This is a genomic window from Pseudonocardia phyllosphaerae, assembly GCF_046546475.1.
Lineage (GTDB): Bacteria > Actinomycetota > Actinomycetes > Mycobacteriales > Pseudonocardiaceae > Pseudonocardia > Pseudonocardia phyllosphaerae.
Window position 1 is genome coordinate 95,617 of record NZ_JBKGXS010000001.1, and the last position, 12,182, is coordinate 107,798.

General features: G+C 74.1%; 8 protein-coding genes. 6 read left to right on the forward strand and 2 right to left on the reverse strand.

Annotated elements, in window-relative coordinates; all coding sequences use genetic code 11:
- Positions 1-2 precede the first annotated feature (2 nt).
- The 5 genes from ACLE50_RS00455 to ACLE50_RS00475 are packed head-to-tail and all read left to right on the forward strand — an operon-like array spanning position 3 to position 7,451.
- On the forward strand, positions 3-797 hold the full coding sequence (locus ACLE50_RS00455) for a hypothetical protein (protein WP_410941313.1): 795 nt from the start codon (positions 3-5) through the stop codon (positions 795-797).
- Positions 784-3,879 (forward strand): ATP-binding protein, encoded by a 3,096-nt coding sequence (locus tag ACLE50_RS00460; RefSeq protein WP_458788545.1) that lies wholly within the window; start codon positions 784-786, stop codon positions 3,877-3,879. The genes ACLE50_RS00455 and ACLE50_RS00460 overlap by 14 nt, the downstream gene beginning before the upstream one ends.
- The gene (locus ACLE50_RS00465; RefSeq protein WP_410941314.1) at positions 3,876-5,840 is read left to right on the forward strand and encodes a hypothetical protein; all 1,965 of its coding nucleotides are present in this window, start codon (positions 3,876-3,878) and stop codon (positions 5,838-5,840) included. The genes ACLE50_RS00460 and ACLE50_RS00465 overlap by 4 nt, the downstream gene beginning before the upstream one ends.
- Positions 5,830-6,432: a hypothetical protein gene (locus ACLE50_RS00470; protein ID WP_410941315.1), complete on the forward strand. Its 603-nt coding sequence runs from the start codon at positions 5,830-5,832 to the stop codon at positions 6,430-6,432. Before ACLE50_RS00465 ends, ACLE50_RS00470 begins: the two co-directional genes overlap by 11 nt.
- Positions 6,429-7,451 (forward strand): C40 family peptidase, encoded by a 1,023-nt coding sequence (locus ACLE50_RS00475; protein ID WP_410941316.1) that lies wholly within the window; start codon positions 6,429-6,431, stop codon positions 7,449-7,451. Before ACLE50_RS00470 ends, ACLE50_RS00475 begins: the two co-directional genes overlap by 4 nt.
- On the opposite strand, the gene ACLE50_RS00480 is transcribed toward ACLE50_RS00475, so the two are convergent.
- On the reverse strand, positions 7,394-8,221 hold the full coding sequence (locus ACLE50_RS00480; RefSeq protein WP_410941317.1) for an ESX secretion-associated protein EspG: 828 nt from the start codon (positions 8,219-8,221) through the stop codon (positions 7,394-7,396). The genes ACLE50_RS00475 and ACLE50_RS00480 overlap by 58 nt on opposite strands.
- Positions 8,209-10,014 (reverse strand): hypothetical protein, encoded by a 1,806-nt coding sequence (locus tag ACLE50_RS00485; RefSeq protein WP_410941318.1) that lies wholly within the window; start codon positions 10,012-10,014, stop codon positions 8,209-8,211. Before ACLE50_RS00485 ends, ACLE50_RS00480 begins: the two co-directional genes overlap by 13 nt.
- Positions 10,015-10,284: 270 nt before the next feature.
- Here ACLE50_RS00485 and dnaK point away from each other — a divergent pair, with 270 nt between their 5' ends.
- Entirely contained in the window at positions 10,285-12,147 is a 1,863-nt protein-coding gene (dnaK, locus tag ACLE50_RS00490) for a molecular chaperone DnaK (protein ID WP_410941319.1), read from the forward strand.
- The last annotated feature ends 35 nt before the right edge of the window (positions 12,148-12,182 follow it).

Here is a 12,182-nt window from a genome sequence, read left to right on the forward strand (position 1 = left end):
CCTTGCTGATTCGCACGGACGACGAGGTGTACCGCGTCGACGCGGTGTGGCTCGGGCCGCCGCGTGCCACCTTCCCGTGGCGCGCCCGCTACGTCAGCTACGGAGTCGGTCTGATCGTCATGGTGCTGATCATGGCGGTGCAGCGGCAGCTGGGCATCGGGCTGAGCTTCTTCTCGGTGGCCTGGGCACTCGTCGGCACGATCGCGATCACCAAGTTCCTCGGTAAGAAGATCGACTACGAGCGCCCGCTGGGGCAGGTCCTCGGCCAGTTCTGGGCCGAGGTGACCGGGCCGCGGGAGGAACGCAAGGTCGCAGGCGGGCTGGTCCGCGCCAAGCACGTGCGGGTGGGGCAGTCGTCGCGGGGCTCCCGTGACTCCCGGCGCGACACCCGCCGGGGGTCCGGCGGTGCCGGATCCCGTCCCGCCCGCCGGGGTGGGGCCGACGGGGCGGCCTGGGGCACCGGGCGACGCGGCGGACGTGCTGCGACCCGGACCGAGCCGTCGGGGATCTCGGGGCCGTCCGCGACGGCCGGACGTCCGGCCGCCGGCGGGGCCCGTCCCGCCGCGCTGCCCGAGCCGAACGCCGGCGCCGTGCCCGCCGGGGCCACGGCGGCACCGGTCGTCGTCGAGGCCGGACCTGCGGATACCGGCACCGAGGCGCCGCGCAGGCCCGTCCCGCCGCTGCCCGAGCCGGGCAGCGCGCGCAAGCCGCGGAAGCCGGTCCGCCCCCGCGCGACCCGGGCCCAGGTCAGGAAGAACGACCCGTGGCGCAGGAGCGGCCGCAGTGGCCGCACCTGAGCAGACCCCCCGCCGGCAGCGCCGTGGCCGTGGCCGCGCCGGTGAGGGAGGGTCGGACTACACACCGTCGATCGCGCTGCGCTCGATCGACGGACACATCACGCGCACCGGATCCCAGGTCATGGCCTGGTACCGGCTCGCAGCGCAGGCCTGGAGCTTCCGCAGTGACTCCCAGCGCGAGGTGCTGATCCGCCAGATCGCCGCGCAGCTCGGTGAGCTGCAGGGACGCTGGCTGCACCTGCGGGTCACCACGCGCCCGTACCCGGTGCACATGTGGGCGGAGTCGTTCGACCAGAACGCCGTCGGCCGGATGCCCGACGTCCCCGGCGCCCTCGGCTGGGACGGCTTCCTCGAGGGCGAGCAGCGCCACCTCATGGGCCTGTCCATGGCCGACAAGGAGGTGTTCATCGGCGTCGAGGTGTCCGGGCGCGGGCTGCTCGACCGCTGGGTGGAACGCGCCGCCCCGGTCCTGGACCGGATCGCGCCCTCGGCGGTGCGCGCCGAGCTGGCCGCGCTGGAGTCCGAGGTCAACCACATCGACGTCCTGATGGGCCAGTCCGGGCTCGACGCCGTCCCGGCCGGCGCCGAGGACATGGCCTGGCTGATGCACCGCTCGGTGGCACTCGGGCTGCCCGCGCCCCGCGGTCTGTCGTCGGTGCCGCGCGGGGTCTCCACCTGGGAGGCCGAGGACCTCGCCGCGTTCACCGAGGGCGTCGACCTGTACCAGGAGCCGTACGCGCCGACCGTGCGCGTCGTCGGTCGGATGCGGTCGCAGACGGTGTCGCGCAACGTCGCCGTCCTCTCGCTGGGTCTGATGGAGGGCCTGCGCATCCCCGAGGTCGACGACCCGTGGATGCAGCACTCCGACCGGCTGCCGTTCCCCGTCGAGTGGTCCGCGCGGATCTACATCCGCCGCCCGGAGGACGTCACCGGCGAGCTGCAGCGCCAGATGGGCAAGGTGCGCAGCCAGATCCGGCACTACACCCACGACCACGACCTCGACCCGCCGATGTCGCTGGCCCGCCAGGCCGACCGCGTGCTCGAGGTCGAGGACGAGCTCACGACCGGGCTCACCCAGCTCAACACCCGGCTCTACGGCTGGTGGCGGATCGCCGTCTCCGGCCGGGACGAGGCCGAGGCCACCACCCGCGCCCAGCAGGTGGTCGACATGTACCGGCCGAAGGTGCAGATCGAGCACCCCGAGGCCCAGTACCGCTACGCGCGCGAGTTCATCCCCGGCGAGCCGCTGGCGTCGACGGCGTATCGGCGGCGCGGCTCGGTGACCTGGGCCGCGGCCGGCGTGCCCGCTGCGACGGCCAGCGTCGGCGACCGGCGCGGGATCATGCTCGGCGAGACCTGCACCGCGACCCGCCGGCCGGTGGCCTGGGACCCGTGGCTGGCCCAGGAGGTCCGGCGGGCGTCCGGCCTGACCGCGATCGTCGGCGGGCTGGGGTCCGGCAAGTCGTTCCTGACCGGGCTCATCGTCTACAAGACACTCCGGGCCGGGGCCCGCTGGACGGTGCTCGACCCCTCCGGCCCGCTCGCCGAGCTGGCCCGGCTGCCGGAGCTGGCGCCGTTCTCCCGGCACATCAACCTGCTGCGCGCCGACCCGGGCATCCTCAACCCGTACCGGGTGGTCGCCGAGCCGCGCCCGGACCACTTCGCCGACGACGAGGACCCCGAGCGCGCCTGGAAGCGGGAGCGCTCGCTGGCCGCCGCCACCCGCCGCCGCCTGGTGCTCGACGTGCTGTCCGGCCTGCTGCCGTACGAGATCGCCCGCCAGCCGCACACCCGGATCGTGCTGCTGCGCGCCGTCCGCGAGGTCGGCGGTGCCCCCGACCGGCACCCGGGCATGGTCATCGACACGCTGCGCCGGCACGCCGATGAGGGCGAGGAGCACGCGGGTGTCGTCGCCGACTTCCTCGACGAGCGCCGCGAGCTGCCGCAGGCCGCGCTGCTGTTCCCGGACGAGACCCGCGACGACCCGTGGCACGCCGACCGCGACTACCGGCTCACCGTGCTGACCATGCAGGGTCTGTCGCTGCCGCGCCCGGGCAGCCCCCGCGAGGAGTGGACCGACAACGAGTCCCTCGGCGTCGAGCTGCTGAACCTGGCGTCCTGGCTGACCCAGCGCACGATCTACGACGCCGACCGCAACCTGCGCAAGGGAGTCGCGCTGGACGAGACGCACTTCCTGTCCCAGGTGCCCACGGGCAAGGTGCTGATCGACCGGCTCGCCCGTGACTCCCGCAAGTTCAACGTCCGCGCGCTGTTCGCCTCCCAGCTGGCCGGTGACCTGCTGCGGGTCTCCGGGTTCGCGGCGCTGGTCAACGCGGTGTTCGTCGGCCGCACCGACGACGAGGAGGCCCAGTCCGAGGCGCTGCGGCTGCTGCGGGTGCCCACCGACGTCGGCTACGAGGAGATGCTCGGGACGCTGTCCCCGCGCCCCCGGCACGACGACCGCCCGGACGACACCCCGCGCCAGTTCGTCTTCGCCGACGGCCACGGCGGCGTCGAGAAGATCCGGATCGACCTGGAGGGGCCGCACCTGGAGCACGTCCGGGAGGCCCTGGACACCAACCCGGACGCGGCCCGCGCCGCCGTCCCCCGGCCTCCGGCACCGTCCGGCGGGGACGCCGAGATCAACGCTCCCGACGAGCCCGCACCGCTGCCGTCCGGTCCCCGATCGGTGCCGGCAGCCGTCCCGGACCTCGACGGCGACGACCTCGATCTGGACGGTGACGGCTGGGCGGGCCTGCGCGGCACCGACACCCGCATCGGCCCCGGTGACACCGACCCGGTCCTGGCCGGGCCGGGGGTGCGGGCCCCGGCGGTGCGCGTCGTCGCCGCGGTGCCGGACGGGCCGGACGGCCTCGCCGACGCCGAGCTGTACGACGACGAGGAGATCGACCTGCTCGACGAGCTGGACGAGGACCTCGACGACCCGCGCGACCGGGACCACGGCGCCGGCACGGCCACCGGCACCGGGCGCGATCCGGAGGCCGACGGCGACCCCACCGAGCCCGGCCCGCACGACCCCGGGCGCGACAGGCCGCACGAGCCCGGCGAGGGCGGGCGGTGAAACCCGGGCTGGACCCCTCCGGCGGCGCCGGCCTCTGGGTGGTGCTCGGCGTCGTCGTCGCGGCGGTGCTGGCCGCGGAACGCCGCAGGCGCCTTACCCGCCGCAGGCAGCTCGGCCTGCCCGCCGCGCCCGCCCGGCGACGCCGGCGGGCCCTGGTCGTCGTCGCGGCGCTGGTCGGCGGGGTGGTCCTGCTCGGCTCGCCGGCGATGGCCCAGCCGCTGGACTGCAAGACCCCGCCCGAGCCCGACCGCCCGGGCACCGGCCTGGTCGGCTCGCTGGACCGGCCCGCCCCGATGCACGGCGAGCCCGGCTCGGTCTACGAGGAGGTCGGCTACGCGGGTCTGGTCTGGCACAACTACGACCTGGGCTGCACCGGCTCCGGTGTGCTGAACCCGTCGGTCACCACCGACACCTGGCTCGGCAACCAGGTCTTCAACCTGGCCAAGCTCACCGTCGGCGGGGTGAACTGGGCGCACTACCTGATCGCCGACGGCGGCTCGCTGTTCGAACCGCTCGACAAGCTCATCGCCACCGCGACGAGGGCGATGTACGAGACGGTGTTCACCACCTGGGTGGGCGTCGCCCTGCTCGGCTTCGCGGTGATCATCCTGCTGCTCGCGATGCGCGGGGAGCTGGCCCGGCAGGCGCAGCGCACCGGGATCGCGGTGTTCGCCCTGATGATCGGCTCGGCGGCCTACCTCGCCCCGGTGGACTGGTCGAAGGCCGCCGACGGGCTGCTGCTCGACGGCGTCACCCAGATGCAGGAGGGCTTCCTCTCCCAGGTCGGGCTCGGCACCCGCGACACGCTCCCGACGGTCCTGGTCGACCAGGTCGCCTACCAGAACTGGCTGCGCGGCACCTTCGGCGCGCCGGACGTCCCGCAGGCCCATGACCTGGGCCGGGACCTGCTGCGCGCCCAGACGTTCACCAACGCCGAGGTGCTCGAGGGCCGCGCCACCGGTGAGCTCGCGGAGAAGAAGAAGTCCGACTACGGCGCGATCGCCGACCGGATGGGTGACCGCTACCCCTACTTCACCGGCGCCGCGGGCAGCCGGATCGGGTCCGGGACGCTCGCGCTGATCGAGGCCGCGTGCATTGCGCTGTTCCAGCTGCTGTCCAAGGTGCTGGTGCTCGTCGCGATGCTGGTCATCCGGCTGCTGGTGGTGTGCGCACCCGCGGTGGCCGTCGTCGCGCTGCTGAAACCCGACGTCGTGCCTGCGCTGCTGCGCGTCGCCGGGTCCGCGGTGGTGAACACCCTCGTCGTCGGTGCGCTGGCCGGGCTGCACGCGCTGCTGGTCGTGTCGCTGTTCGCACCCGGCGCGGGCATCGACCTGTGGCTCGCGCTGCTGGTCACCGGGGTCGTGACGCTGGTGATGTGGGCGGTCGCGCGGCCGTTCCGGCGGCTGGTGTCGATGGTGTCGCTGACCCGGGAGCAGTTCGGCGGCATCGTCCCCGGCGCCGGGGACGGCCCGATGGGGCGCATGTGGAACCGGATGCGGGGGCCGGCGCCCGGCGAGGAGCGGCAGACCCGCTGGTGGGCCGAGCGCAGCTCCGGCACGGGTGCCGGGGACGGCGACGCCGCCCGCCCCGAGGCCGAGACGGTCGCCGGTCCGGGCGCGCGCACCCGTCGCCGGGCCCGGCCGGAACCCGCCCCTGCGGCCCCGGTGGCCGGCGGACCGACGCGGATCGCCGAGCCGCGGCGCGGCGCGCTGCCCGCCGGCGCGTCCGGGCGTGCCGACACCGGCTCCGGTGTGCCCGGGCGCAGCGATCCCGGCGAGATCGACGACCGCTCCATCTACCGCCGTACCGACGCCCGCAGCCGCCGCGCCGGCGAGCCGGCCGCGGTGACCCCGGAGCTGGTCGACGGCGTCCCGGTCTACAAGATCTACCGGCCGCGGGCCGCGCACGGTGCAGGCCGCGACACCCGGGGTGGCGACGTGTGGGGCGGCCGTGCCGATTAGGTCCTCGCGGGGCCGGCTCGGTGCGTACCGGGCGATCTGGCAGTGGCCGCTGCGGTCCCCGTTCCACCTGGCGGTGTTCGTGCTGGTGGTGGGCGCGGTCGTCGTCGGCCTGGTGATGCTCGGTGGCCGCGGTGACGGCACCGCGACCGCCGGTGGTGGCCTGCAGCAGCCCGACGACCCCTATGCGTCGCAGAGCGCCCCGTCGTCGGGGATCTCCGCGACGCCGACCCCGACGATGCTCCCGCCGGTCGCCGAGCTGACCCCCACGACACTGCCCCCGGCGAAGGCCCCGAAGGCCGCGCTGGACACCGCACGGCAGTGGGCGGCGGCGTGGGTGCGGCACCCGCAGGGCGTCACCCCGCAGCAGTGGCTCGCCGGGCTGCGGCCGTACACCACCGATGAGTTCCTCGGCGTCCTCGGCGGCGTCGACCCGTCGAACATCCCGGCGACGAAGGTGACCGGCGCGGCGACGCCGACGAAGGCGTCGCCGAAGAGCGTGCAGGTCACCGTGCCGACCGACGCCGTGACGCTCTCGATCCAGGTCGTCGACACCGACGCCGGCTGGCGGGTCTCCCGCTACGACCGGGCATGAACCCGGTGACCCGGGCACTGCGCCCGCTGCGCCTGCTGCTGCCGTTCCTGGTCATCGGCCTGGCGCTGGTGCTGTTCCTGACGGTCGGGTTCCTCGCGTTCAGCCCGAACCTCGCACAGAAGAAGGCGCCGGTCTCCGGCTGCGACACCGGGATCAGCACCGCGACCGCCGGGCCGGGCGGCGGCGGGGCGACGCTGGAGACCCTCACCGACGAGCAGCGGCAGAACGCGAACGCGATCATCTCCGTCGCCAAGGACATGGGGCTCCCGCCGAAGGCGTGGCTGGTCGCGCTGGCCACCGCCATGCAGGAGTCGACGCTGCGCAACATCAACCACGGCGACCGGGACTCGCTGGGGCTGTTCCAGCAGCGGCCCTCGCAGGGGTGGGGGACGCCCGCGCAGATCACCGACCCGGCGTACAGCACGCGGATCTTCCTCGACCGGCTCCAGGAGATACCCGGCTGGGAGCAGATGCCGGTCACGGTCGCTGCACAGACGGTGCAGCGCAGCGCCTTCCCCGATGCCTACGCCAAGTGGGAGGGCCTCGCCGCGGGCCTGGTGAAGACCGTCGGCGACGTCGCGAACCCCACCGGATGCGCCCCCGGCACCACGGGCGCGCTCCCGCCGGGCGCGAGCGGCGCCGCGATCGGCTTCGCGCTGCGCGAGGTCGGCAAGCCCTACGTCTGGGGCGCCACCGGCCCGGACGCCTACGACTGCTCCGGGCTGATGCTGCGCGCCTTCCAGGCGGCCGGCCTCACCCTGCCCCGGGTGTCGCAGGACCAGTACAACGCCGGCGGGCACGTCCCGGTCCGTCAGATGCAGCCCGGAGACCTGTTCTTCTACGCCTCCGACCGGACCGACCCGGCCACGATCCACCACGTCGCGATGTACCTGGGCGACGACAAGATGGTCGAGGCACCGAACAAGGACAACCCGGTGCGGGTGCAGCCGATGCCCTGGACCTACGGCGAGCTGGTGCCGCTCGCGACCCGGCCGGGGACGACGCCGAACCCGGCCTGAACGGCCAGCGCGGTCAGCTCGGCGGCCAGCACGGCGGGGCCTGCGGGGCGCGCGTGGATCGTCGCGTCGTCGGCGAGCGGGCCGCCGATCCGCGCCGGTGCGGGGCGTCGTTGCAGGTAGCAGCCCGAGTCGGTCGCGTGCACGACCAGGAAGGCCGGCGCGCGGCGGGCGTCGGGGACCTTGCGTCCGGCGCCGAGCTGGGCCAGCGCGCCACCGCCGGTCACCCGGTGCAGCAGCGCCGCCTCCGCTCCGGGGACGCCGCGGCGCAGCAGCTGGGCGACCAGCCGGTCGTGGGCGCCGTCGCACGCCTCGGCGGCGTCGGCGAGCAGGCGCACGGGGATCCGCACCGCCGGACCGGGCCCGGGGACGAGCGGGCCGAGCAGCTCCACCAGTGCCGCCGCGGGGTCGGCGACCCGGACCAGCCCGACCTCGTCGCCGAGGCGGACGGCGAGCACCGCACCGCTGGGCCGCACCCCGGCCAGCGCCCGAATTCCGTCCGGGACGACGAGGTCCAGCTGGAACTCCGGGGCGTGCACGGTGCGCAGGTCCTCGACCAGCCCGGGCCGGAACGTGGTGCCGTCGAACAGGCCGCGCGCGGTGAGCGAGGCGAGCGCGGTGCGGACGACCCGGGCCCGTTCGACGTCGGTGGCCCCCGGGCTGAGCAGTTCCAGGACCGAGGGGGCGGGCCCCAGGTCGAGGACGTCACGGGCGACGTCGAACTCGGTGGCGGACAGCACGACCGCCTTCGGCCACTCGATCACGTCGTCCATCTGCGCGTGCCCTCCGTGGAGCCGGTGCCGGTGTCGAAGCCGGGTCGCGCGGTGCTGTCGGGCCCGTCGGTGCCGTCGGTGGCGTCGGGGCAGTCGGCGCGCAGCACGGCGTCGACGGCGTCCACACCGACGTCGAAGACCTCGTCGGTCGGAACGACGTAGCGGTTGCGGTGGTCCTGGCCGTCCCGCATCCCGCCGCCGCCGAGCATCGGGCCGTAGCCGTTCTGGGCTCCTGTGCGCTCGCCGGACCGCAGCCCGGAACCGGGCTCGGCCTGCGAGCCGCGGAGCCCCCGGCCGTCCTGGGCCCGGCCCTCGGCCGGGTGGTCGGGGCCGTGGCCGCCGGGGCCGCCGCGCTCGTAGGGGCCGAGCCGGTCGTACCGGCCGCCGGACCCCGGTTCGTGGCCGCGCCCACCCCCGTAGCCGGCGCCGTACCCATAGCCGGCGCCGTACCCGCCCCCGGGAACACCGCCGTGGCCGCGCCCGCCCCCGTAGCGCTCGCCGTACGGGGAGCGCGACCCGCCGGGGCCGGACTCGGTGGTGCGTCCGCCGCCGTATCCGTTCGCGCCGTACCCGTTGCCGCCGTATGCGCTGCCGTTCCGCGATCCGCCGCCCCTCGGGACGGGTGATCCGTACGGACCGCCCGGGCTCTGTGTCCGGGGGGACAGCGGCACGGCACGGATGCGGTCGCCGAAGTCGGCGCCGTGGCGCCGCGGGTCCGGCACTCCGGGGTCGGGTGTCGTGCCCCGGGGCGGAGTCGTGCCGTTCCCGGCGCCCGAGCCCGGAACGGCGTCCGGGCCGGAGCCGACCGGCGTGATGCGGTCGGCGGGAGGCCGCGCGGGGCCCACGGTCCCGGAGTCCCGGCCCCCGGTCCCGCCGGGGGCCGGTCCGCCGGACCCACCCCGGCCGCCCTCCCCGCCCGGTCCGGTGGGGCCGCCGGGTCGCGGAGTGCGCGGGGTGACCGGGCGCGGGTCCGGTCCGTCCGGGCGGGTGCCGCCCGGGCCACCGACGGTGCCGGGCGGGGGTACCGGAGCCGGGACGGCCGCGTCGTCGGCCGGGCCGTGCGCGCCGCCGTCCGTACCTCGCGGGCCCGGCGGCCGGACCGGCGTCCCAGCACCGCCGGGCGGTGGCACCCGGGCCGGCGCCGCCGCCCCGCCCGCGGTCTGCACGGATCCGCCGTGCGGCACCGGGACCCCACCGCCGCCGGCACCACCCCCGCCGCCCGGGTGCGCGCCGGGAACCGGTGCCGCCGGGCGCGCCGGGGCGCTCGCCGTGGTGAACCGGTCGTCGACGGCCGAGGTCTCGTCCGCGTGCTGGTCCAGGGCCCGGGTGGCCGCGGTGTTGTTCAGCTGGTTCCGGTCGGCGATCGACACGTAGTCGTCGCCCGCACCGGCCGCCGACGCCATGAGCTCGGCCGAGTTGTCGGCGGCCTTCACCAGCCAGGCGAAGTACTTCGGATCGACGAACTCGATCTTGCGGCGCATCACCTCGAAGGAGTGCCCGTAGTCGGTGAGCCGGGCCGACGCGTTCTCGGTGACCCCGGCCGTGGCCGCGACGCCGCGCGCAGTCGTCGTCAGCGACTCCTTCGCCGCGTCCGACGCCTGCCCGCGCCACGCGAGCTCCAGGTCCCGGACGCCGCGGTCGGCCTGCTCCCGCGCGGCGTCGAGCCCGGTGGTGAGCGTGCCGAGGCCGCCGGTGACCGGGGTGACGGCGCCCATGCCCGGCTTGCCCGTCACCCAGGCGTACTTGGTGGCGATGTCGATGCTGTCGAAGGCGTAGCAGTGCGGGAGGGGCATGGCGGGAGGCTAGGGAGGCTCTCGAGCCGGGCGGAGCCGTTCCACGGAACCGGTCGCGATCGCGAACGGCGGGCCCGGGCGGAAGAAGATCGCAGAAAGTTGAGCCGTGTGGGAACAACCCCGTCCGGGTACCCGTTGAACGGGACAGAACAGGTTGAGTGCGGATCGCTCAAGCGGCTCGTGCGGACCGTGAACCGGTCTGGTACAACATGAGTCGAAGGCACTCAGCCCCGGACAGTGTCATCTCGGACTCAAACGGAGGAACCACACATGGCTCGTACGGTCGGTATCGACCTCGGGACCACCAACTCCGTCGTCTCCGTCCTCGAGGGCGGAGAGCCGACGGTCATCGCGAACTCGGAGGGCTCGCGGACCACTCCGTCGATCGTCGCCTTCGCGCGCAACGGCGAGGTCCTGGTCGGCCAGTCGGCCAAGAACCAGGCCGTCACCAACGCCGACCGCACCTTCCGCTCGGTCAAGCGCCACATCGGCACCGACTGGAAGACGCCGCAGATCGACGACAAGACCTACGCGCCGCAGGAGATCAGCGCCCGCGTCCTGCAGAAGCTCAAGCGGGACGCCGAGGCCTACCTGGGCGACGAGGTCACCGACGCGGTCATCACCGTCCCCGCCTACTTCGAGGACGCGCAGCGCCAGGCGACCAAGGAGGCCGGCCAGATCGCGGGCCTCAACGTCCTGCGCATCGTCAACGAGCCGACCGCCGCCGCGCTGGCCTACGGCCTCGACAAGGGCGAGAAGGAGCAGACCATCCTGGTCTTCGACCTGGGTGGCGGCACGTTCGACGTGTCCCTGCTGGAGATCGCCGACGGCGTCGTCGAGGTCAAGGCGACCAACGGTGACAACCACCTCGGTGGCGACGACTGGGACGAGCGGATCGTCACCTGGCTCGTCGACAAGTTCAAGTCCAGCCAGGGCATCGACCTGACCAAGGACAAGATGGCGATGCAGCGGCTGCGTGAGGCCGCGGAGAAGGCGAAGATCGAGCTGTCGAGCTCCAACTCGACCACGATCAACCTGCCCTACATCACCGTCGACTCCGAGAAGAACCCGCTCTTCCTCGACGAGACGCTCTCCCGTGCCGAGTTCCAGAAGATCACCCAGGATCTGCTGGACCGCACGCGCCAGCCGTTCAACCAGGTCATCAAGGACGCCGGCATCTCGGTCAGCCAGATCGACCACGTCGTGCTCGTCGGTGGCTCCACCCGGATGCCCGCCGTCACCGAGCTCGTCAAGGAGCTGACCGGCGGCAAGGAGCCCAACAAGGGCGTCAACCCGGACGAGGTCGTCGCCGACGGCGCCGCCCTGCAGGCCGGTGTGCTCAGCGGTGACGTCAAGGACGTCCTGCTGCTCGACGTCACCCCGCTGTCCCTCGGCATCGAGACCAAGGGCGGCGTGATGACCAAGCTGATCGAGAAGAACACCACGATCCCGACCAAGCGCTCGGAGATCTTCTCCACCGCGGACGACAACCAGCCCTCGGTGCAGATCCAGGTCTTCCAGGGTGAGCGCGAGATCGCCGCGTACAACAAGAAGCTCGGCATGTTCGAGCTGACCGGCCTCCCGCCGGCCCCGCGTGGCGTCCCGCAGATCGAGGTCTCCTTCGACATCGACGCCAACGGCATCGTGAACGTGTCCGCCAAGGACATGGGCACCGGCAAGAGCCAGGAGATGCAGATCACCGGCGGCTCCGCGCTCGGCAAGGACGAGATCGACCGGATGGTGCAGGAGGCCGAGACGCACGCCGACGAGGACCGTCAGCGTCGCGAGGAGGCCGAGACCCGCAACCAGGCGGAGACCCTCGTCTACCAGACGGAGAAGTTCGTCAAGGAGAACGACGAGAAGCTGCCGTCCGAGGTCAAGGACTCGGTGAACGCGGCCCTGGGCGAGACCCAGGAGGCGCTCAAGGGCACCGACGCCGCCGCCATCAAGTCCTCCATGGAGAAGCTGGCCGAGGAGTCCCAGAAGATGGGCTCCGCGCTGTACTCGCAGCCGGGCGCCGAGGGTGCCGAGGGCGCTGCCGGTGCGGCCGGTGACCAGTCCGCCGCCCAGGACGACGACGTCGTCGACGCCGAGATCGTGGACGACGACAAGGACGACAAGGGCAGCAAGTGACGGCCGGCGGCCATCCCGAGGACAGGACGGTCGAC

What these genes read in the sequence shown, in the direction of transcription:
- ACLE50_RS00475 (WP_410941316.1), top strand. Translation starts at nt 6,429, where the DNA reads ATGAACCCGGTGACCCGGGCACTGCGCCCGCTGCGCCTGCTGCTGCCG.
- ACLE50_RS00480 (WP_410941317.1), bottom strand. Translation starts at nt 8,221, where the DNA reads ATGGACGACGTGATCGAGTGGCCGAAGGCGGTCGTGCTGTCCGCCACC.
- ACLE50_RS00485 (WP_410941318.1), bottom strand. Translation starts at nt 10,014, where the DNA reads ATGCCCCTCCCGCACTGCTACGCCTTCGACAGCATCGACATCGCCACC.
- dnaK (WP_410941319.1), top strand. Translation starts at nt 10,285, where the DNA reads ATGGCTCGTACGGTCGGTATCGACCTCGGGACCACCAACTCCGTCGTC.